This window comes from uncultured Pontibacter sp. (genome assembly GCF_947499215.1).
Lineage (GTDB): Bacteria > Bacteroidota > Bacteroidia > Cytophagales > Hymenobacteraceae > Pontibacter.
The window spans coordinates 1,639,411-1,661,182 of the sequence record NZ_CANMNI010000001.1; the positions used below are offsets into that span (position 1 = coordinate 1,639,411).

The window sequence follows — 21,772 nt, forward strand, 5'->3', positions numbered from 1 at the left end:
GGCTTACTTTTTACCACCTTTGCCTTTACCCTGATTTCCTTTGCCTGAGTTGCCTTTCCCTTGACCACCTTTCCCTTTTCCACCTTTATAGTGATTGCCATTTCCTGGCTTACCTTTTGGAGCAGCCTGTTTAACTGTATTACTATTATTCACGATAATAACTGTATTACCGCCCTTGCCCTTTCTGTGCTTGGTATGGCCCGGGTTAGTAGTGCGTGGATGGTGTGGGTTGTTCGTGTTTTTGGTCCAGCCTTTTTTGTAGCCCTTGTGGTGTCCGGCTTTGCTGTCTTTAATGATCACGACCTGACCGGTATTGCTGTTTTTCTTGCGCGAAGTAGTACACGAAGCCATGGTGGCAACAGACAGTACAATCATGAGAAGGAGACGAAGGCTTTGCATGAGTAAGTTTATTTTTAAATTGGGTGTTCTGTTACATTTAAATCTTACAAAAGTATGGATTCAGTTGAATATAAAAACAACCACTCAGCTATACTTAGTGCAATTATTTTCAAAACCTAAAAAACAGTTGGCACAGTCCAATACTGTCTGCTCTAAACGATTTGAAATTAATTTATCCGCCTTCTCCAACCTGCATCTCCGGCTTGCGTAATTAACCAAACGCCAGCCATTTGGCGCAACCCTTAACCGCGATGCCATGCTGAACAGACTATACGGGTTTCTGCTACTGACCCTCCTTGTACTCGCCCTTTTCTCGTCATGCGACGACAATAGCGCACAGGCTGTAGACGCACCGGAAGCAACAACGACCGTTGCAGCTGAAAAGGCAACAATCTTGCCAAATACTATATAGTAGAAAGATATATACTTACATCACTCACCGCTTTAGAGCTTTAGATGTGGTAAAGAAACAAAACAGGAGCCCCTTTGCAGAGGCTCCTGTTTTTATTTTGAGGAATTTGGATCTTACTTGGTACGCACCTTGTGCCCGGCTATAGCAAAGTACAGGATGAACAAATAGCAAGGCACCATGATCCAGTAAGCCTGCTGTGAGTTAACAGCATCAGAAAGCGCTCCATAGATTAAGGGTAGAATGGCACCACCGGCTATACCCATGATCAGGAAAGAAGAGCCAATCTTGGTGAAACGCCCCAGATCAGCCAATGCCAGTGGCCAAATAGCAGGCCACATCAAGGCATTAGCCAAACCAAGCAGGGCAATAGAAAGCACAGACACGTAGCCCTCCGTCATGATAGCCGAAATTGTGAATATAATGCCCAACACAGCCGACACCTGCAGCGCCTTCTCCTGCCGGATGAACCTAGGTATGGCCGCGATACCGATCAGGTAGCCAACGATCATAGCTACAAGCGTTACAGAGGTGAAGAACTTGGCTTCTGTGAAAGGTATACCTTGCCCATAAGCGGCATAGCTGATGATGGTGTCACCGGCCATTACTTCCACCCCCACATACAGGAACAGCGCAAAGGCTCCCATCAGCAGGTGCGGAAACTGTAGGATGCTAGTCTTATTCGTGTTGGCAGCAGCCACTGTTTCATCCTCCTGATCGGTGTCCACTTCAGGCAGCGACGAGAAGTATATCAGCACGGCCAGCACAATCAGCACACCCACGATCACTAGGTATGGCATGATCACTTTCGCGGCCAAAGCGTCCAGTTCAACGGCTTTTTCGGCAGCGCTCATTGCACCTAAGCTATCTACCAACGCATCGGCATTTGAAAGCACAATAGCTCCCAGCACAATAGGCGCCAGCGATCCGGCCACTTTGTTGAAGATGCCCATGATACTGATGCGCTTAGCGGCACTTTCCAATGGCCCTAGAATCGTAACATACGGGTTAGATGCCGTTTGAAGCACGGCTAGACCAGTACCCTGCACAAAGAGACCGAACAGGAAGAGCTCGTAAATTCGAGTCATGGCTGCCGGCACAAAGATGGCAGCGCCCACCGCCATAATAAGCAGCCCGACGGACATCCCCCTTTTGAAGCCCGTTTTCTTCAGCACCCAAGCCGAAGGTATAGCCATCACCAGATAGGAAATATAAAAGGCAAAGGCTACTAAATAGGATTGGAAATCATTCAGCTCACAGGCGATCTTCAGGTATGGGATCAGCACGGAGTTCAGCCACGTAACGAAGCCGAAGATGAAAAACAGGGCACCGATGATGATAATCGAGCGCATGTATCCGCCCGAGGCATTCATCTGCCCGGTTTTGTCGTTAGTGGAAGAGGCTACTTTAGTCATTGTTGTTTTAAGGTATAGATTAGAAGCAAAAAAAATCTGGCGATTAAGCCCGGGAACAAGGGTACAATATAAAATTTATCTCGCTGATATCAGGTGTTATACCCTCTAAATTTGGCATAAAGGTTACTCTACCACAATCTCATCCAACATCAGCCAAGTCTTTTGGCCGGCCGACGGGTACTGGTCCGGACTCACCCTCACATTGCGCACCGTTACTTTTACATAGCGGGCACGAGTTAAAGGTATGGTCGTGGCTACTTCCTGCGTCATGATGCCCTCGGCACCGAGCGGGTTCGGGTCGTCAATCACGTCTACTGTCACGTAGGTTTTACCGTCTACAGACAGGGCGTACTCTACCTGCGTGGGCAGGAATATACGGTAGCCGATGTGCTGCATAAAGTTCACGCTCAATCGCCTGATGGGCTGTACCTTTTGCAGGTCTATCAAAAACTCGGCATCTCGTTCCAAAAAGCCAACCCAGTTGCCGTCGTACTGGTCGGTGGAGCCATACAGGCCGTCTACCAGTTTCGATGCTTTTGCAAAGCTTTGATGCGGTGTAGACGAGCGGATAAATGGTTTGTTAAAGGCTTTGTGCACATCGAACTGGCGGGTGCTCACTTTGCCCACCAACTTGCCGTTCACGAATGAGCCTGCCTTGATAGTAGTGGTTTTGTTCAGCGAAAAAGGTCCTTTGTATACCTGCGATTTGGCATTTGGCTCATAACCGTCTAAGGTATAGTGGATGGATACGTCTGCTGCATCGGTCTCGAACGTGACGGTTGCCCGGTTTGCGGCGGTGTCTACCTGCAGTTGCGGACGCACGTTAAAGGCGCTGCGAGCGTAGTTGACACCCATCGCATCGTAGCGCTTGTACTGTTCCTGCATGCGGTTCTGGAAGCTTTTCCAGTCTTTGAGCTTGGCAGGCGTCCAAAGCACTTCGCTCAAGGCACTTATGCGCGGGAATAGCATGTACTCTATGTGCTCCTCGGTAGTGATGTACTCGGTCCAGAGATTTGCCTGTGCGCCCAGTATGTACTTTTTCTCTTCGGCTGAAAGCTCGCTTGGCGTTGGGTCGTAGGCGTATACCTTGGAGAGCGGGTTGTACCCGTGAATGGTAACCGGCTCTAGGTCGCGCTCGCCTTGGTAGTGGTCGAAGTAGAGGGGTGAGCCCGGTGTCATCACCACGTAGTGCTTTTCTTTGGCGGCCGCTATACCTCCCTTGGTGCCGCGCCACGACATCACGTAGGCGTTCGGTGCCAGACCGCCCTCCAGAATCTCATCCCAGCCAATGATGGTGCGGCCGTTCTTGTTCACAAACTTCTCGATGCGCTGCACAAAGTAGCTCTGCAACTCGTGCTCGTCCTTGAGCTTATTGTCTTTGATGCGTTTCTGGCATTTCGGGCACACTTTCCAGCGGGTTTTCGGGGCTTCGTCGCCTCCAATGTGGATGATTTTGCTCGGGAAGAGCTCCATCACCTCGGTGAGCACATCCTCCAAGAAAGCAAACGTTTGCTCGTTGCCGGCGCAGAATATATCCGGAAAAATGCCCCACTTCGACTCTACTTTGTGCGGACCTCCCGTGCACGAAAGCTCCGGGAAAGCGGCCAGTGCCGCCAGTGCATGGCCCGGCATTTCGATTTCCGGCACCACATTGATAAAGCGCTCCTGCGCATAGGCCACTACTTCTTTTATCTGTTCCTGGGTATAATAACCGCCGTGGCGGCGCTTGCGGTAGGTTTGCGGCAAGTCCCAGTAGTGACCGATCAGGGTGCTGTCGCGCCATGCGCCTACCTCTGTCAACTTCGGGTACTTTTTGATTTCGATGCGCCAGCCTTGGTCGTCGGTCAGGTGCCAGTGAAAGGTATTCAGCTTGTGCATCGCCAAGTAGTCGATATACTGTTTCACGAACTCCACCGGATAGAAATGGCGGGTAACATCCAAGTGCATGCCACGCCAGCCATAGCGGGGCTTGTCTACAATCTGGAGCGCAGGTATAAGCGCCGAGCCCGTCGTCTTTTGGGTGGGCAGCAACTGGCGCATGGTCTGTATACCTAAAAAAACGCCGTTGGCTTGTTTGGCAGCCAGTGTTATACGGCTTTGGCTTACGTGCAAGGTATAGCCCTCCGCCCCCAGCGTATCGTTTTCGGTCTGCAGGGTCAGGTGTATAATATTCGTGTCCTTTTTCTTGGGTCTGCGCTGAATAAGCTCCGGTTTATTTCCAGTTGTCTGTTCAATGTGCTGGGCTAAAAACTCGCCTACACGCAGCAAATCGTCGCTTTTGGGATCTACATATACCTTGGTAGACGGCTGCACCAAAAAGCCTCCTTTTTGGGTAGTGAGCTTCACGGGCTGCGGAATAAGCGACAGCGACTCTGGTTTAACCTGTGCCTGTGCCGGCGACAAAGTGGCTATACCTGTGGCGCAGGCAAAAGAAAGTAAAAGGGCGAAGATATTCTTCCTGAACCTCATATCAGCAATGTGTATTAAAATGGTGTTGGTAGTGCTTAAAACGATGCAGTATGTTTTGTATTTCGTTGCGGCTGGAGCTATTTGAAATCAAGCACAAAGGTACACGCCATCCTTGTAAGGTATAGCCCTACCCAAAATAAAAACCGCTAAAACAAAGCCGGGTAATCTGCCTTGTTTTAGCGGTTAGGTATATGTCTAGAATTTCCACCTTACGAAAGCCTCCATGGCCTCGTAGTTGGCCAGCCCCAGGTCGTCGTAGCTCTTGGCGGTATCGCGGTTGCGCTCCTCGGCACGCACCCAGAATTCACGGGAGTCATCGCCCGGGAACACCGGGCGGTCTTTCTGCGACTGATGCTTGAAGATGGCGTTGCGCTTGCGTTCCACCTCTTGCGGCGACAGCGGTACGGCCATCTCGATTTCGTGCGTGGCAAACTCGTGCCATGCGCCGCGGTACATCCACAGCCAGCAATCCTTGGCCCACGCTTCGGTTTCGCGGAGTCGGGACAGGGCGGCCAACACAATGTTGAAGCAAACGATGTGCGTACCGTGCGGATCGGCAAAGTCGCCGGCGGCGAATACCTGATGCGGCTTTACTTGCTGCAACAGCTCCATGGTCAGCTCGACGTCGATTTCGGTTACGGGTTTTTTTACCGTCTTGCCTGTTTCATAGAATGGCAGCGCCATGAAGTGGATGTGATCGTCATCCAGACCCGCATAACGGGCACCCGCGATAGCCTCACTCTTCCGGATAAAGCCTTTCACATCGCGTATCTCCTGCGAGTCGAGCTGGTTGGGCTGTTTGTCTTCCAGGAACGTGCGCATGTTCTCGTAGATTTCCTCCAAGTGATCTGTCTCTTTGCCGATGCTCTTGTTGAAGTCCATGGCAAATTCCATGTAGCGCAGCACATCGTCGTCCCAAACGGCGGTGTTGCCGGAAGTCTGGTAGGCTACATGCACGTCGTGCCCTTGGTCGACCAGACGGATAAAGGTACCGCCCATCGAAATTACGTCATCGTCGGGGTGCGGCGAGAAGATAACCACACGTTTCTGGGCAGGCTCGGCACGCTCCGGACGGCGCTTGTCGTCGGCGCCAGGCTTGCCACCCGGCCAACCGGTGATGGTGCTTTGCAGCTTATTAAAGATGTCGATGTTGATTTCGTAAGCCGTTCCCTTTTCAGTGATGAGCTGGGCCATGCCATGGCTGTTGTAGTCTTCCTCGGTCAGTTTCAGAATCGGTTTCTGCACTTCTTCGGACAACCAAATCACCGCTTTCTTGATCATGGCATCATCCCACACACAATCTTTCACCAACCATGGCGTATTGAAGCGGGTCAGCTCCGAAGCCGCGTCCACATCGAGCACAAACTCTACATTGTCCGACAACTGCAAGTAGGTAGCTGGCACCTCGCTCGACATCTCCCCCTCCACAGCTTTCTTGATGATCGGCGCTTTCTTACCGCTCCAAGCCATCAGAATGATTTCGCGGGCTTTGAAGATGGTGCCGATGCCCATCGTAATCGCTTTGCGCGGCACGTTCTCCTTGCCACCGAAATCACGGGAAGCATCGCGGCGTGTCAGGTCGTCGAGCGTAACCAGTCGTGTACCGGAGTTTGGTGCAGAACCCGGCTCGTTGAAACCAATATGGCCCGTACGACCGATACCCAGAATCTGCAAATCCAGTCCCCCTACTGACTCGATCTTGCGCTCATATTCCAGACAGTAGTCATGAATTCTGTCCTGCGGCAGCGTGCCGTCCGGTATGTGCACATTGTTCTTATTGATGTCGATGTGGTCGAACAGGTTCTCGTTCATGAACGTGACGTAACTCTGCACCGCCGTCGGCTGCATTGGGTAGTACTCGTCCAGGTTGAACGTGATGACATTGCGGAAGCTAAGGCCTTCTTCGCGGTGCAGGCGCACCAGCTCGGCGTATACCTTTACGGGCGTGGCACCGGTGGCAAGACCCAGCACGGCTTTCTCGTTGCGTCCCTGTTTGTATCGGATGAGCTCCGCGATGCGCTGGGCAACTTTCACGGAAGCGATAAATTCGTCTTGGTAAATGGTAACCGGAAGCTTCTCAAATCGGGTCTCTTCCAGAAGATTTAATCGAGCCATAGTTCTGAATGTGCTATAATGTGATGTTGTGTTTCGTTATTTGCTTGTATCGATGCGATGCTCAAAAATGCGCTCCATTACGGTGGCCACCGGTCCCAGTATACCTGCCTCCTGTCCCAGTTTCGACAGCGCGATTTCGGTGCGCTCCCGCAACTGCGTCATGCAATAGGTGTTGATGGATTGCTGAATCGGGGTGGTGAGGTACTGCCGCGCCTCGGCCATTTTGCCGCCGATAATGATGAGCTCCGGGTTGAAAAGCTGAATGAGCATGGCGATGCCCTTGCCTAAATTCCGCCCTGTTTCGGCGAGTATGTTGATGGCGTACTGGTCGCCCTCGTGCGCAGCCTGAATGATGGCCTGCGGTTCAATTTTCTCCAGTTCCTGTCCCGACAGTGCTTTGAGCAAGGTGTCCTGACCAGCCTGCAGTCCCTCGCGGGCCATACGGGCCAAGGCGCTCCCAGAGGCCACCGTTTCGAGACAACCCCGTTTGCCGCAATGGCACAGCACACCGTTGTCAATAAAGGGAATATGCCCGAACTCACCCGCAAAACCGGATGTGCCGAGACGCAATTTTCCGTCCATGATGATGCCCAAACCGATGCCCCAGTCCAGCGTGAGCACGAGCACGTCGCGCCTGCCCTGCGCCGCACCAAAACGGTACTCGGCCAAGGTGGCGCTCTTCACATCGTTTTGGATGTAGACTGGTTTATTAAACTTAAGCGCCAGCAAATCCTGTAGCGGTGTTTCGTCCTGACCGGTGAGTAAATAGGTATAGCTGTCGCCCTCTCTGGACGACACAAGCCCCGGCATGCTTAAGCCAATGCCCATCAGTTTGTCAGCGTCTATACCTGCCGAAAGCACGAGACTGTTGGCATGCTGGTACAGTTCGTCGAGCGCAGTTAGGTCTTTGGTAAGGCGTATGGGAAAGGTATGGGTACCGGTGATGTTGTTGTTCGTGCCGTCGAAAATAGCCATGTGGGTGCTGAACTTCTCCATCTCGATGCTTAGCACGAAAAGCGAGTCGTTGCGCAGTCCGTACAGCTCCGGCTTGCGACCACCTACCGATTCACCCCGGCCTTGCTTTTCAATCAGGCCCTCCGTCATCAACTCGTTGAGCAAGCCCATCGAGGTAGGCGAACTAATGTTGAAACGGTTGCAGATATCAGCATTGGAACGAGCACCCTTTACATAGAGGTGTCGCACGATCTTGATTTTCTGCAGATGCTTCTTCCGCTCCACATGGTTCAGCTTCTCCAGATACTCTTCTTCCAATGTCAGGAACGCGCTCATGCAATCAGTTTTGGTGTGATAACATAAAGTACGAGGATTGAAGACTTAAAAGCAAGATACTTTTATTAAATTTTTATTAAAGTTATCCCGAATAAATTATTTTTTAACCAATTAAATAGCTGTTCGCTAAAAAAATCATCGGATTGTCATTCCGAATGTAATGAGAAATCTGGATTGGTCTGGTAGTAATTAAATGTTCCAGATTTCTCACTTTGTTCGAAATGACAGCAAAAAAAGGCAGTAGCTCGCGCTACTGCCTTTCCTTAATATCAAATCTGCCAACTCTATAACGGGCTTGTATAAGAAACGCGTGAGGCATTAGTCAAACATGATACCTGTGCTGTTTTGGCAGATTTAATTATTAGTAACTTCCCAGAAATTCATCCAGCACGTCTTCATCGTCAAAATTCAGTACAGCTTTAGCTACTTTCATTTGTCCTTTTGTTGCAGCTAACGCAGACAAAGCCGCTGCTGTAAACTCTAAGTCCCATTCTATACTTTTAGCTGAAATTATAAGTTCAGGTATGGACTCTAATGAATTGAGGTAATCTTCATAGTATTCTTTAGGTACTTGCGGATTATTCCTATGCCTTTGAACTTCAATGACAGCTGTTAGCCCAAGAATGCTTGAATTAACTATACCATTCTCTCTGGCTATTCTGATTAGATGCGGAACAGCAAAGTAGGAAGCCAAGCCAACATCTCCCTGATGGTGCAGCTCGTCCCAAAGTTCTGCGAGTATGTCATCAATTTCTTCTGAACTGTCGGCACTTTCTAATCTTCTAAGAGCAATGGAAGCGTCGTAGGGCGTTCTACAGCCACCTTCAAGCTCTTTCCATTTTGGATCGTTCAACTCAATCATTCTATTAATTCTTCTACCTGCCAACCTACTCATACAAGGGCTTCTCGCGCAAATCCACTAGCGTGGCTTCTGGCGACACCCGCTTGGCACGCAGGAAACGGCCCAGTTCGAAAGCATCGTGGTTTTCGGCGGATGGGTTCATGCTGTTGATGCGTACACGGCCGGCGGAGTGGATAAACTCTTGGTTGCCGCCGATCCACATACCTACGTGCACCACACGCTCTGGCTTGCCGTCTTTGGCAGGCACGCCGAAAAACAACAGGTCGCCCGGTCGAAGCTCGCCCCAACCCTTGTCGGTGCTTACCAGTTCGCCGATGTGTATTTGCTGCGAGGCGTCACGTGGCAGTACTAGCCCATTCATAAAGAACACCGTCTTGGTAAATCCGCTACAGTCCATACCTTTCACAGAAGTGCCACCCCACAGGTATGGCAGGCCAAGCAACTCCTTGCTTGAGGCTACTAGATTCTCTTCGGTTGGTTTGCGGCTGGCTACCCACTCTTTGAAACCCATGGCTTCAGCGGCAGGCACGTAGCCTGTTCGGCCATCCGGGAAAGTGACTTCATAAAAATCCTTTGCCTTATTTTTCAGCACCATCACGTCGCCGTATACCATGTCCGACACGGTAGTAGCGTTCTTGTCTGCCGTGGCGTGTGCGAAGCCGTAAGTCTTGGTATAGATAAGCTTTTTACCTTGCTGCCAGTTCGCGAAAGCGGTCTGGTCCATCAAAGCAATGCCGCCGTAATCTACCCAAGCCAGATACTGGTCAGGTGTCTGTACCAAGTACCAGCCGTTTTGCTTTTTCCATACCTTGAGCGGTGTGCCCATGGTCGCCTGCGTAGCCAATTCCGCAGAGTGCTTCGGCTGCGAGCGCAGGTTAGCCACCGAAATCGTCACGATGGCGTGGTGCTTCCCCTCGAGTTCCGTTTCCGGCAGCACCTGTATGCTATCCACAAACGACACGTTGGCTGCCTGCAGGCGCTTCAACAAGTCGGCTTTGGCTTCGGGCATGTTCGTTTCGCCGCGCAGCACATTGCCATTCGGCTCCACAACAAACAGCGCAACACGTTTGTCTGGCGCGAATTGCTGGCGCACCGCTTCGATGTGGGTCTGGGCTGGCGAAGTTGCCGCTTGGTTTGTTTGAGCGGTAGCCGTAGCATCAGTGGATGTGCTTTGCGTACCGGCACAGGAAGCCAGCGCCAGCAAAAGCATCAGCACAAAAGAGTTGTTTTTAATCATAGTATTGGGTTTTGATTCATCCGCAGCACCAAGGCCCGCGGAAGCATTATACTTTAAACACGTATCGACTTATAATAATTCGTTCGGCAAGCGCATCTGCAAAACTCATCAATTGCAGTGCAATATTGCCCTGCCATCATGCTTTGCTTGCTACGCAGCGCTGAACACCCGCTAAGGCGCAACCAGCTGCATCAGTATACCTGAAATATAGGCCGCGTAGGTACCCACGGCATAGCCTAGAATGGACAACAGCACCCCCACCGGCGCCAGAGCCGGGTGAAATGCCGCAGCTACAATAGGAGCCGAAGCCGCACCACCCACATTGGCCTGACTGCCCACCGCTAGGAAGAAAAATGGAGCCTTAATGAGTTTGCCCACGATAAACAGAAGCAACATGTGCATCGAAATCCAGATGATACCCACCAAAAACAGCCCCGGCTGACTCACAATAGCGGTCACGTCCATCTGCATACCGATGGTGGCTACCAGAATGTAAAGGAACAGACTGGCAATACGTGAAGCCCCTGCACCCTCTAGGTTGCGGGCTTTGGTCGTCGACAGCAACATGCCAAAAGTAGTTGCCAGCACCACCAGCCAGAAGAACCCGGAGGTCAAGCTAAAGCGGGCCAAGTTGGGTGCGTTGGCTTCTATCCAAGGAGCGATCATATCGGACAAAAGATGCGCTATACCTGTCAAACCGAAACCAACCCCGGCTATCAGCATAATATCGGGCAGGGTCGGTATTTTCATGATGCTCTGGCGGTACTTCTCGATTTTGTTCTTCAAGTCGGTCACCGCTGAATTGTCAGCCTTAAAGAAAGCATCCACTTTATCGGACCGGCCAGCGCCATACAGCAACACGGCCATCCAGACGTTCGCCACGATTACGTCCACGGCTATCACAGCAGAGAATAGGTTCGGATTCGGCTGGAAAATCTCGTACATGGCCAACTGGTTTGCCCCGCCGCCAATCCAGCTACCGGCAATCGTGGTCAGTCCGCGCCACACAGCGTCTGGCCCCTGCCCCCCTACAATTTCGGGCGCGAATGTTGAGACAATGAGTATCGCCAGCGGACCGCCAATGACAATCCCGACTGTGCCCGTGATAAACATAAGCCCGGCTTTGTGGCGCAGCTTCCAGATCTCTTTTAGGTCGAGGCTGATCGTGAAAAGCACCAAACTCGCTGGCAGTAAGTAACGGGATGCCACGCCATACAGAGCTGACGTTTCACCGGAGATGATATTAAGCGAGTTGAGCAAACTCGGAATGAGGTAGCACAGCAAGAGGGCCGGTACGACGGAGTAAAACTTCCGGAATACGGCGCGGTCGCTGGAAGCGGTTTTGAAGATAATAGCAAGGATGACGACGAGAATGCCTAGCACGACCGCGTCGTTGGTGATGAGGGGTGCTGGGGAGGTGGTTTCTTCCATAAAGTAGATGGTTCCCTGTGAAGGGGTATTTTGTTTAAATCGATTTGCTTGAAGCTAACAATCTTTTCTTAATAGTTATAGCCTATCCAGTGCTATTATACCTACGGCTTCGGCTTGTTTCTATGCAACTGGAATTAACGCACCCCTACCCCTCCAGAAAGGTAGAGCTGTTAAGTTCTGCCGAAAACTATCCCCCTGAGGGGAGTATAGGGGTGTAAATTCAGAGTGGGAGTGCCAGTAACAGGCCAATTTTCATTTTCCCTGCAACTGTAAACACCCCTCTGCGCTCCCCTCAAGGGGAGAATTCGCTTGAACGTAACGGTTATGCCTCTAGAAAGAGGAATTTCCCGCAAAACCGGGTCCAACCACCCCTAACCCCTCCTTATCCAAGGCGGGAAACTTCTGTTACTGCCATCTTACAGGCATAGACTTTGTAGTTTCTGCCACAAACCATACAAACCACTGGCACGCATTCAAAGACTAACTCGCACGTTCCCTACGAAGCATATTGCATTAGCCAAGTGCACCTCTTGACGCTCCACTGTTTGAGCGTTCAGCGAGTTTGGAGCGTCTTGACTTTTTTGCCTACTGGGGGTAGGGGCCCTCGATTTTTTTGTCAAGAAAAAAAGTAGGTGCCCGCCGCACAGGCGAAACAGTGCCCAACTGGCCAAGCCAATCTATGAAACAAGGCTTTTGCTATACCTTACCAAACTGATTAATCAACCGCGTTAATCGCTGAATATCCCCCTCCGTATGCGCACTACTCAAAATAATCCTTGTAATCGGATTATCGGCAGGCGTCGGGTAGCGGAAACTGGAGATAATCACCCCATGTTCCTGCAGGTATGCCGCTAAACGATGTTCGTGCACCCCGAAAACCGGATATCTGTCAAAGTAACTGAATTGCGCGGGTCGCTCCAAATGCTGCAGGAAGTAAGCAATATTCGAAAACAGCTTCTGCCGTGCTTCTTTGAATACCGCCTCGCATTGCAAAAAGGCATACAGGTAGGCAGGTATGGCCGGGGAAGCACCGCCGAAATAGTGACTGTTCCGCAGCTTATCAATTAGCTCTTTGTCACCCAACACCACACCGGCAGGTATACCCAAGGCCTTTCCCATCGAACTTGCAACCACCAATCGTACATTCGGCTGCAGACGAGCCTTTAGCTGCGCGAACACACCGGCTCCGTCTTCTCCCGTTACCCCAAAGCCATGCGAATCATCGACTATCAGCGTGATTTGCTTGTCGGCGGGCAAGGCACTCAGCCAACTGAAACCATGGTTGCGAGCCTTGAGTGGGTCGAGGGAATTGCAGACCAGTATAATGTACTTCTCTTTGGAGCCCTGCACTTGCTGCAGCATGGGGCCTACCCAAGCGTCGTAGTTACCAATGACTTCATCAGTAATGCTGCGCCACATGGCCGGATGTGTGTTAGGGGCATAGATAAAGTATCCGCTTCCAACTAAAACTTGGACCAGCGCCTGACAAGCCAGATAACCCGACGACATGGTAAATGCAGCCTCTGCACCAGTATAGCTTGCCAGATAGTCTTCTGCCTCCTCAAACACCCGCAGCTGCAGATTGGAGTTACGGGAGCTGGAGTAGTTGGTGCCGTAGCGTGCCATTCCCTCCAGCACACAATGCCTGAATTGCTCATTCACAGGTATACCCAGATAGGAGGTTCCGCTGAAAAACAGAAACTCCTCCCCTTTTACCACCAAGGTGCGCCCCGGCAGTTGGTCTGTGTATACCTTGTTGCCCATTAGGCTATGAGTGTGGCGCCGGTGCCGTTTACGTTTTCGCTGTAGCTTACTTTGCCTTGCTCAATGGTTACGCCAGTGGCGATGTCTTTGCTTAGCAACAGGGCACCGTCCATGTCCACGTAGTCGAGCATAGGCAGCAATTGCGCGATGGCCGATATACCTACGCTGGATTCTGTCATACAGCCGACCATCACTTTCATACCCAAGCTCTTGGCTTCGGCAATCATACGGCGGGCTGGCGTCAGGCCGCCGCACTTCACGAGCTTAATGTTGATGCCATGGAACAGGCCGTGACATTTGGCTACGTCGGCTTCCGTGATGCAGCTTTCGTCGGCAATCAGGGGCAGTTCGGAGCCCTCGTATACCTTTTTCATGCCCTCTAAATCGTCGGCTTTCATAGGTTGCTCGATAAACTGCACGCCTAGTTCTTTCAGCTGTTTTGAGTTCTCGATGGTTTCCTCCACACCCCAAGCGCAGTTGGCGTCTACACGGAAGATAGCATCGGTGTGCTTGCGCAGCTCTTTGATGATGGCCACGTCTTCTTTCGTACCCAACTTGATTTTGTAAAGCGGCCACGGCATTTCCTGCAGTTTCTTCACCATGTTCTCCACCGTGTCGATACCAATGGTGTAGTTGGTGAGCGGCATGTTTTTCGCCTCGAGCCCCCACAGTTTGTAGAGTGGCTGGCCTTTCATTTTACCGAACAGGTCGTTGGCAGCCAAATCCAGCGCGCAAAGAGCGAAAGGGTTATCGGCTAGATGTGGTTGCATCTGTGCCCAGAACTCCTCTGGCGAAGTCAGCTCGGTTGACTCGATTTGCTCACGGATATTCTCCAGCGCTTTGGTCATGCTCTTGATGGTGAAGCCGTAGTATGGATTGCTGGTCGCCTCGCCATAACCTTTGTGCTCCCCGTGCTGCAGTTCCACAATCATAGTCGGCTGCACATCGCGTGAGTCGTAGGAGATGGTAAAGGTATGCCGCAGTGGCAAGTCAAAAGAGCGTATCGTTAGTTTCAACATAGTGTTGGTCGTTTGTGTGGTCAGGTATAGATTAGGTTGTTGTTTCTGTTTTAAAGCTTTCTATAGCATGGCGCGAGCGTCCTCGCTCGTGACTACTATCGTGGGGCCTCCGGCCCATTTTTATTCTTAGCGGCCAGAGGCCCCACTATATTGAGCACGAGCGAGGACGCTCGCGCTATAAAGAATCTTAATACTTCTCGTGCACCTCCGTCATAATACGCTCCATGGCACTTCTTATTTCAGACGAAGATGTTTTAAAGTTGTTGTTCATAAAGCTGTACATCAACAGCTTGCCACTCTTTGTAATGATGTAACCGCTTTGGTTGTGTACGTGAGAGAGCGTGCCTGATTTACCAAATACGAAAGGTACATCGGCCTTGTAGATGTTCCGGAAAGTGCCGGGTCTGCCGCCGACAGCAAGCATAGGCAGGAGCTTCTCTCTTGGGCGCTCGGCATGCATTTTCTGTAAGAGCGCGATGATGCTGCGCGGCGTGAACATGTTCATGGAAGAGAGACCCGAACCGTCAATCCACACCGGTGGATCTTGCAGGTCGGACAGGTAGGTTATCACGGCGTGTTTGATAGCCCGCTCTACCGAGAGCGTATCCGAAAAGGTGCCGGAGCTCAAGAGTAGCAATTGCTCGGCCATCAGGTTGTCGCTCACTTGCAGCATGCGTTTGAATACGGTATCGGCGGGCAGACCGTAGAGTATTTGAGCACCCGCAGGTATTGGGCGCTTCACCAGTTTGACAGGACGCTTCAAGGTGTCGGCCAGAAGCTGCACTGTCAGTTCGGGTGACGTGATAAAAGGCACTTCCTGCGAGAAGGCTATTGCTGCGCGTTTCGGGTTGTAGGCAATCTCGTTTGTGCGCCAAGCTCTTCGGAAGGTATCGCGGTGCGCGTTCGGCGTTGTATCCGGCTTCACCTGTTTTCTGAAGAAAGCCGGCGTAGTGGTATAGGCAGTGGTGCTGTCTTTCTTGAATTTCACGATGTTGCCGTGAATCGGGAAAGGGCTACGCTCCGGCTGGTAATAGTAGTTATAATCGTCCCAGCCCCAGTTAGTCGCGAAGGGCGTGCTGGTCATGGGCGCCTCGATGTAGTAGAGTTTCTCCTTGCGGTTCTTCAGAAAATCGTAAGCGATGTTGTTTTGCAGGTCCATGTGCGTGAAGGTCGGATCGCCCGTGCCCCAGAAGATCAGCGAGTCGCCTTTGGCTACGTACTTGAGCGCAGGTATAGAATCGCCCAGCATTTTGGAGGCAGCATAAAACGTGAACAGTTTCGTATTGGAAGCTGGCACGAAGTACTTGTCGGCATTGTGCTCCACCACCGCCTTGCCCAACTCGGGGTCGTACAGCACAAAGCCGACAAAGCTCTGTTGCAGGGTCTCCAGCTCCAATACCTGTCGCTTTATCTCCGCCGGTCCGTAAGGCGGTGTTACAGGCGTCTCCGCTACGGGCTTGGCGGCGCTACAGCCGAGTAGGAAGAGCAAGCCGAGGCAGGGGATTAATTGTAAGGTATAGTGGGTGAGTAGGGGTTTGGTCATAGCTATTCTTTTATCGTCCAAGTAGTACAGTTCAACAGACCGCCGTGTAAACCTATTTGGTTAAAATTGATGGTTTCTATTGTCCGCTTTGGGTAAATGCTTTTAAACAGTTTTACCACTTCTTCATCCCTATTCCCAAAAACCTCAAAAATGGGTACAACAATTAGATCCTTTACCTCCAAGAAGTTCACATAGCAACCAATCGCACTATCCGTATAATGCTTGCTTTTGAATTCAAAAAAGGGGATGTCAATGTAATCAAGACCATACGATTGGATAATAGGCTTTATGCCTTTTACCCAATAAGTAAATTCAGCATTTCTGTCATTCCCAACAAGAGTATTATGATCTAAAAAACGAATCAATCCGTCGGCATGGCCAGTCATGTCTGATTTAATCTGCGGAATAATGATTACTTCAACTTCAAGCAATTCTTCAATTTCTGAAATCAGTTTCGATTTAGATGAATACTCGGGATTTTCATCAAATATACGGTCAGTCAAGATTGCCCTATCAGACCAGTTTACAAGGTTTCCACCATCCAAATTAATGTTTGAAAATCTGGCTTTTATTCCGTTTGCCTCACACACTTCTTTCGGGTCTGACTGAAGTACTGCATCATCTTTCAGGTAAGATGGCTCATATCGGAATTGCACATACTGGCCGTCACCCGTCTGAATCGGCATGTAGTCCCTGCACCAAATATCTTTCGTTTCTTTAATGAATCGATAGTCAATAGAGTACTTGTCAAGCAAGGCTGTTAGTTGGTTGCAAGACTCACTGAACCTAATGTCTGATTGCAGCAAGTCTGACATCAGAACAGTATTTGTGTCCTTACTTAATATCATTGAATTCCTCGAATTTCGTGTCAAAGAATGCTTTTCTGTCTTTTAAGTAAGCCAGATAGTCGCCTTCCTCGAAAATATCGCTCTTATCATTGTTGCAGAAGTAGCAAGCAAGTACACAATTTTCAGGACTGTATGTATTCACTGCCGAATCTCGCCGCTCTATTTCTAAGTATCTTCCTCTTATTCGCTTGCTCTGATTAAATTTCTTTTCAACCAGCGTAGCAATTACATGTTCGTCTGTTTTACAGTAGTAGCACGCTCCGTCTTGCTTTTTGTGTTGAGCAATATACCACTTGTAAAAAGAGTTGAAGCTAGTGAATCCGAAGCTTGGCGAGCCCTTTTTACTATGAAAGAGACCTCTAATTCTCTGGATTTTTTTAATCTCATCTGCACGTTCCAAGCCGTACTTTTTTGTAAAATCCGTTAATTCACCCCTCTTGATTTTAAATTCAGCACATACTTGATCAGCTAATTCTGAATTAATATAGACTTTCTCAAAAAGTAATTCTGCATCCATGTTATTGCATCTACAAAGTGTTTGTCAGGAGTATTGTATAGAACTTCATTGTACTATCTCCCCCCAATTTACAAATACTTCTGATACAGGTTATACAGAATCAACTTCTCATCCTCGGTCAAAGGCGCCTCTACATCCGTCTGAATAAAGTGAATCTTGAAAGCCCGCACGGCAGCCTCTGGATTACGCACATCATAGCCGATAATGCGCAGGGCGTCGAGTGGGCTAAAGTGCTCGGGCAGCGTATACTTCGGCACGGTCTCCATCATTAGCAAAGGCGTTGTGTCATTCTCACCCCCTACCGGCACCTCACGCAGTACTAGTTCCTTTTCCAGCACGTCTTCGTCATACCATAACCCAAAGCCGTGGTCGGCCAGCGTCTTCCACGGGAACAGCGGGCTCGGGTCTACTTTGCGAACCGGGGCAATATCGGCGTGGCCGATGAAGTTTTCGGCAGGTATACCGTGCTCTTTTTTAAGTTTTCCTAGTACAGCAATCAGGCTGGTGATCATCTCCTCTGGGAAGGGCTCAGAACCGTTGTTGTCAAGCTCTATACCTATAGATGATGAGTTGAGGTCAGTGTTGTTGCCCCATTTTGCTGCGCCGCCGTGCCAAGCACGCATGTGGTCGTGTAACATCTGGTATACCTTGCCGTCGCGTCCGATCACATAGTGCGAACTTACTTGAGTCGAGGGCATAGTAAAGGTCTTCAAAGTTTGCTCAGTGGAGTTCTGCGCCGTGTGGTGGATGATCACATAATTCGGTTTGCGCATGTTGAAGTTGGTGGTGCCCACCCAGTAATCGCCCTGTGGGTAGGTATGCTCGCCGGTCGGGGCCGCAGGTATAGCCCGTAGTGATTTGGCGTAGGCCTTGGCCTGTTTTTTATATGATTTGTTGGTAGCGGCATAGGGGTTAGTGGCGCAGCTTGCCAGTAGGCTGCAACCTAGCATCAGACTAAGTATGTGAGTAGAAATGCGTTTCATGCTGTGTTCACTTGTTCAGTAGATATATACATTCATATCGGCTATACCTGTCGGTGCTGTATATACCGCAAGTTTAGCGTTAGCGCAACTTGTGATTGGCCATCATGTACAACCATCAGTTTCTGCTTCGCTCAAATTGGGGGTGTGGCTTAGAAGCCACACCCCCAACCCCCGACTTATAGGTATACCCGCCTTATCATCGTATATTTGACAATAACCCATTACACGACGCCCCTAATATTGCTTTTATTTGCAGGAATTTAAAAAATTACCGCAAATAAAAATGCTTATACTCAAAAACTGTTAAATTGCAGTGTATCTGATATTACAAAAACCTATATCACCTTGAAACCATCCTATTACCTTTCACTGGCCTTTGTTCTGATACTGATTTTTGGTGCAAACAACCTCCAAGGCCAGACCAACAAAGCAAAATCCGGCAAGGCTGCCGCTAAGAAAGCTACTGCCGCTTCGTTTACGCCGGGTCGCGACGCTGAGTTCCTGCAACACATTAACAGCCGCTGGGTTGACTCTGTCATGAAAACCCTGACTCCGGAAGAGCGCATTGCGCAACTGATTATGATCCCGGTGTACTCCAACAAGAATCAGGCGCACATCGACTCGATCAGCAACATCGTGAAGACTTACAAAGTCGGTGGTATGATTTTCTTTCAGGGTGGTCCGGTGCGACAGGCCAAGATGACCAACCGCTACCAGCAAGAGAGCAAGGTGCCGCTGATGATATCCATCGACGGTGAGTGGGGTCTTGCCATGCGTCTCGACAGCACGGTTCGCTTCCCGTACCAAATGGCCTTGGGCGGTATCGACAACGAGCTTCTGATCTACGAAATGGGTGCCGAGATTGCCCGCCAGTGCAAGCGACTAGGCGTGCATGTGAACTTCGCCCCGACTGTAGATATCAACAACAACGCGAATAATCCGGTAATTGGCTTCCGCTCTTTCGGCGAAGACAAGTATAACGTGGCCAGCAAGTCGCTGGCTTACATGAAAGGTATGCAGGACAACCACGTGTTGGCCAGCGCCAAGCACTTCCCGGGCCACGGCGACACCAACGTGGACTCGCACTACGGTCTGCCACTCATCAACTTCTCCCGCATTCGCCTCGACTCAACTGAACTGCATCCTTTTCGTGCCCTGATGGACAAAGGACTGGGCAGTGTGATGGTCGCGCACATGAACATCCCGGTGCTCGACAACACACCAAACCTTGCTTCTACCCTTTCTAAGCCGATTGTAACGGACTTACTCAAGAACGAGCTGAACTATAAAGGCATCGTGTTTACCGATGCCCTGAACATGCAGGGGGTGGCCAAGTTTTACCCGCCGGGTGTGGTGGATGTAAAGGCACTAGTAGCTGGTAACGATGTGATGCTAAACACGATGGACGTAAAAACGACCATTGAAGAAGTAAAAAAAGCCATCGCCAACAAGGAAATCACACAGGCCGAGATTGACTTCCGCGTACGCAAAGTACTCGCCGCCAAGCAATGGGTGGGCCTCGACAAGTGGGAACCCATCGAGACGAAAAACCTGATTGCCGACCTCAACAATCCGCACGCGCAGTACCTGAACCGACAGCTGACCGAGGCTTCACTCACACTCCTGCGCAACAAAAACCACATTCTGCCAATCCAGACGCTGGACACCTTGAAAGTAGCGGCACTGGCGATTGGCACGAAAAAGGAAACCGCTTTCCAGCGTGATCTTGCCCGCTATACCCAAGTGGACACGTTCTTCCTGCAACCGACTAACTCTATCGAAGACCTGTTGCGCATGAAGGAAAAACTGAAAGATTATAACCTGATCATTGCAGGTGTTCACTCGCTGCAACTCAAGGCGGGCAGTAGCAATTTCGGTATCACGGCCGAGATGAACCTGTTCCTGAAAGAGCTTATCCGCACCAAGAAAACGATCGTGAGCGTGTTCGGCAACGTGTACAGCCTCGCCGAAATGGAGAGCCTCGACAAAGCCGACGCTGTGATAGCCGCTTATCAGGAAAATCCGACCACGCAGGACCTTGTTTCACAGATGATTTTCGGAGGTATAGGTGCCTCGGGCAAACTGCCGGTTACGGTGAGCAATGTCTTTAAAATTGACGACGGTTTACTGACTCGCAGTGGCTGGCGCATGGCCTACTCTATGCCAGAGGCCGTAGGTATCAAATCGCAGGATTTGGCAGGTATAGACTCGCTCGTGCACCAAGCCATACGTGAAGAAGCCGCTCCGGGTGCTCAGGTGCTGGTGGCCAAAGACGGCAAGGTGATCTACCACAAAGCTTTCGGTTACCATACTTACGACAAGGAGCAAGCTGTGCGTGTCGACGACATCTACGACTTGGCCTCTGTGACTAAAATCAGCACAACCATGGCTGCATTGATGCGTCTGAAAGGGGAAGGCCGTTTCGATGAGAACCAGACGCTCGGCACCTACCTGCCGATGGCTGTCGGCACGAACAAAGCCGATCTGAACTACCGCGACATCCTGACGCACCAAGCCCGCCTCAAGGCTTGGATCCCGTTCTGGAAAGAGACAGTGAGGAAGAGCGGCAACTTTAAGTGGCGCACTTTCAAGGCGGACTCTACACGCAGATTCCCGATTAAAGTAGCCGACAACCTGTACATCCATCGCAAGTATTCTGACAAGATTTACAAGGAGATTATGGAGTCGCCGTTGAACGAAAAGCCGGGCTATGTGTACAGCGACCTGTCTTTTATTCTGGCCCCGAAAGTAGTCGAGAGTATCACAGGCGTAGGTTTTGAAACATACCTGCAGAACTCCATCTACCAGCCGATCGGAGCGACTACACTGACGTTTAATCCATACAAGCGTTACCCTGCCTCACGTGTTGTACCCACCGAGTTTGAGCCGCACTTCCGCAAGCAAACCTTGCACGGCACCGTGCATGACGAAGGCGCTGCCATGTTGGGCGGTGTGAGCGGTCACGCGGGGCTGTTCGGCAATTCCAACGACGTAGCCAAGCTGATGCACCTATACCTGAACGACGGCATGTATGCCCACAAGCGCTACATCGCCGAGAACGTGGTGAAGGACTACAGCAAATGCCAGTTCTGCGAACAAGGCAACTACCGTGCCCTCGGCTTCGACCGTCCGGCTAAACCGGGTGCACCGAACAGCAACGCCGCGCCAAGCGCCCCGGTAGAGAGCTTCGGCCACTCCGGCTTTACGGGCACTTATACGTGGGTAGACCCGGTAAACAACCTCGTGTATGTGTTCTTGAGCAACCGCGTAAACCCGACCCGCGAGAATAACAAGCTCGGCAAACTCAACACCCGCACCAATGTGCTGCAAGTGGTGTACGATGCCATGGGCAAGAGCAAAGAGAAACAGCCTGCAGAGGCTTCCGCGAACTAACCATGAAAGTATAGCCGTCCCAGAGAAATGGGACGGCTATCTTTTTATACATCGTTGAATCATCGCTATACCTTAAAT

15 protein-coding genes and 1 pseudogene are annotated in these 21,772 nt (G+C 50.7%); 2 read left to right on the forward strand and 14 right to left on the reverse strand.

Features of this window, described 5'->3' with window-relative positions; translation table 11 throughout:
• Positions 1–3: 3 nt before the first annotated feature.
• Positions 4–399, reverse strand: coding sequence for a hypothetical protein (locus Q1A04_RS07220; RefSeq protein WP_299703193.1), 396 nt, complete (start codon positions 397–399; stop codon positions 4–6).
• A gap of 256 nt (positions 400–655) precedes the next feature.
• Here Q1A04_RS07220 and Q1A04_RS07225 point away from each other — a divergent pair, with 256 nt between their 5' ends.
• The gene (locus tag Q1A04_RS07225) at positions 656–811 is read left to right on the forward strand and encodes a hypothetical protein (RefSeq protein WP_299703196.1); all 156 of its coding nucleotides are present in this window, start codon (positions 656–658) and stop codon (positions 809–811) included.
• 113 nt (positions 812–924) lie between these two features.
• On the opposite strand, the gene Q1A04_RS07230 is transcribed toward Q1A04_RS07225, so the two are convergent.
• From Q1A04_RS07230 to Q1A04_RS07290, 13 genes and pseudogenes are all read right to left on the reverse strand, one after another.
• The gene (locus tag Q1A04_RS07230; protein ID WP_299703198.1) at positions 925–2,223 is read right to left on the reverse strand and encodes a sugar MFS transporter; all 1,299 of its coding nucleotides are present in this window, start codon (positions 2,221–2,223) and stop codon (positions 925–927) included.
• 123 nt (positions 2,224–2,346) lie between these two features.
• Positions 2,347–4,692 carry a glycoside hydrolase family 20 protein gene (locus Q1A04_RS07235; RefSeq protein ID WP_299703201.1) on the reverse strand — a complete coding sequence of 782 codons (2,346 nt, stop codon included), beginning with the start codon at positions 4,690–4,692 and terminating at the stop codon, positions 2,347–2,349.
• Positions 4,693–4,887: 195 nt separating this feature from the next.
• Positions 4,888–6,816, reverse strand: a pseudogene (gene nagB / locus Q1A04_RS07240) (glucosamine-6-phosphate deaminase); the annotation flags it as partial.
• Between the two features lie 27 nt (positions 6,817–6,843).
• Positions 6,844–8,097, reverse strand: a complete 1,254-nt coding sequence (locus Q1A04_RS07245; RefSeq protein WP_299703204.1) for an ROK family transcriptional regulator — start codon at positions 8,095–8,097, stop codon at positions 6,844–6,846.
• A gap of 361 nt (positions 8,098–8,458) precedes the next feature.
• Positions 8,459–8,959: a hypothetical protein gene (locus Q1A04_RS07250; protein ID WP_299703207.1), complete on the reverse strand. Its 501-nt coding sequence runs from the start codon at positions 8,957–8,959 to the stop codon at positions 8,459–8,461.
• 25 nt (positions 8,960–8,984) lie between these two features.
• Positions 8,985–10,196 (reverse strand): NlpC/P60 family protein, encoded by a 1,212-nt coding sequence (locus Q1A04_RS07255; protein WP_299703209.1) that lies wholly within the window; start codon positions 10,194–10,196, stop codon positions 8,985–8,987.
• Positions 10,197–10,367: 171 nt separating this feature from the next.
• Positions 10,368–11,627: a DUF819 family protein gene (locus tag Q1A04_RS07260; protein ID WP_299703211.1), complete on the reverse strand. Its 1,260-nt coding sequence runs from the start codon at positions 11,625–11,627 to the stop codon at positions 10,368–10,370.
• A gap of 696 nt (positions 11,628–12,323) precedes the next feature.
• Positions 12,324–13,391, reverse strand: coding sequence for an aminotransferase class I/II-fold pyridoxal phosphate-dependent enzyme (locus Q1A04_RS07265; protein ID WP_299703213.1), 1,068 nt, complete (start codon positions 13,389–13,391; stop codon positions 12,324–12,326).
• On the reverse strand, positions 13,391–14,410 hold the full coding sequence (locus Q1A04_RS07270; RefSeq protein WP_299703216.1) for a dipeptide epimerase: 1,020 nt from the start codon (positions 14,408–14,410) through the stop codon (positions 13,391–13,393). The genes Q1A04_RS07265 and Q1A04_RS07270 overlap by 1 nt, the downstream gene beginning before the upstream one ends.
• 187 nt (positions 14,411–14,597) lie before the next feature.
• Positions 14,598–15,953 (reverse strand): D-alanyl-D-alanine carboxypeptidase, encoded by a 1,356-nt coding sequence (locus Q1A04_RS07275; protein ID WP_299703219.1) that lies wholly within the window; start codon positions 15,951–15,953, stop codon positions 14,598–14,600.
• 2 nt (positions 15,954–15,955) lie between these two features.
• The gene (locus Q1A04_RS07280; RefSeq protein WP_299703221.1) at positions 15,956–16,768 is read right to left on the reverse strand and encodes an agmatine deiminase family protein; all 813 of its coding nucleotides are present in this window, start codon (positions 16,766–16,768) and stop codon (positions 15,956–15,958) included.
• 19 nt (positions 16,769–16,787) lie between these two features.
• The gene (locus Q1A04_RS07285) at positions 16,788–17,318 is read right to left on the reverse strand and encodes a hypothetical protein (protein WP_299703224.1); all 531 of its coding nucleotides are present in this window, start codon (positions 17,316–17,318) and stop codon (positions 16,788–16,790) included.
• Between the two features lie 68 nt (positions 17,319–17,386).
• Entirely contained in the window at positions 17,387–18,301 is a 915-nt protein-coding gene (locus Q1A04_RS07290; RefSeq protein ID WP_299703227.1) for an N-acetylmuramoyl-L-alanine amidase, read from the reverse strand.
• A 345-nt stretch (positions 18,302–18,646) separates the two neighbouring features.
• Here Q1A04_RS07290 and Q1A04_RS07295 point away from each other — a divergent pair, with 345 nt between their 5' ends.
• Entirely contained in the window at positions 18,647–21,694 is a 3,048-nt protein-coding gene (locus Q1A04_RS07295) for a glycoside hydrolase family 3 N-terminal domain-containing protein (RefSeq protein WP_299703230.1), read from the forward strand.
• Positions 21,695–21,772 lie beyond the last annotated feature (78 nt).

What these genes read in the sequence shown, in the direction of transcription:
- Q1A04_RS07220 (WP_299703193.1), bottom strand. Translation starts at nt 399, where the DNA reads ATGCAAAGCCTTCGTCTCCTTCTCATGATTGTACTGTCTGTTGCCACC.
- Q1A04_RS07225 (WP_299703196.1), top strand. Translation starts at nt 656, where the DNA reads ATGCTGAACAGACTATACGGGTTTCTGCTACTGACCCTCCTTGTACTC.
- Q1A04_RS07230 (WP_299703198.1), bottom strand. Translation starts at nt 2,223, where the DNA reads ATGACTAAAGTAGCCTCTTCCACTAACGACAAAACCGGGCAGATGAAT.
- Q1A04_RS07235 (WP_299703201.1), bottom strand. Translation starts at nt 4,692, where the DNA reads ATGAGGTTCAGGAAGAATATCTTCGCCCTTTTACTTTCTTTTGCCTGC.
- Q1A04_RS07245 (WP_299703204.1), bottom strand. Translation starts at nt 8,097, where the DNA reads ATGAGCGCGTTCCTGACATTGGAAGAAGAGTATCTGGAGAAGCTGAAC.
- Q1A04_RS07250 (WP_299703207.1), bottom strand. Translation starts at nt 8,959, where the DNA reads ATGATTGAGTTGAACGATCCAAAATGGAAAGAGCTTGAAGGTGGCTGT.
- Q1A04_RS07255 (WP_299703209.1), bottom strand. Translation starts at nt 10,196, where the DNA reads ATGATTAAAAACAACTCTTTTGTGCTGATGCTTTTGCTGGCGCTGGCT.
- Q1A04_RS07260 (WP_299703211.1), bottom strand. Translation starts at nt 11,627, where the DNA reads ATGGAAGAAACCACCTCCCCAGCACCCCTCATCACCAACGACGCGGTC.
- Q1A04_RS07265 (WP_299703213.1), bottom strand. Translation starts at nt 13,391, where the DNA reads ATGGGCAACAAGGTATACACAGACCAACTGCCGGGGCGCACCTTGGTG.
- Q1A04_RS07270 (WP_299703216.1), bottom strand. Translation starts at nt 14,410, where the DNA reads ATGTTGAAACTAACGATACGCTCTTTTGACTTGCCACTGCGGCATACC.
- Q1A04_RS07275 (WP_299703219.1), bottom strand. Translation starts at nt 15,953, where the DNA reads ATGACCAAACCCCTACTCACCCACTATACCTTACAATTAATCCCCTGC.
- Q1A04_RS07280 (WP_299703221.1), bottom strand. Translation starts at nt 16,768, where the DNA reads ATGTCAGACTTGCTGCAATCAGACATTAGGTTCAGTGAGTCTTGCAAC.
- Q1A04_RS07285 (WP_299703224.1), bottom strand. Translation starts at nt 17,318, where the DNA reads ATGGATGCAGAATTACTTTTTGAGAAAGTCTATATTAATTCAGAATTA.
- Q1A04_RS07290 (WP_299703227.1), bottom strand. Translation starts at nt 18,301, where the DNA reads ATGAAACGCATTTCTACTCACATACTTAGTCTGATGCTAGGTTGCAGC.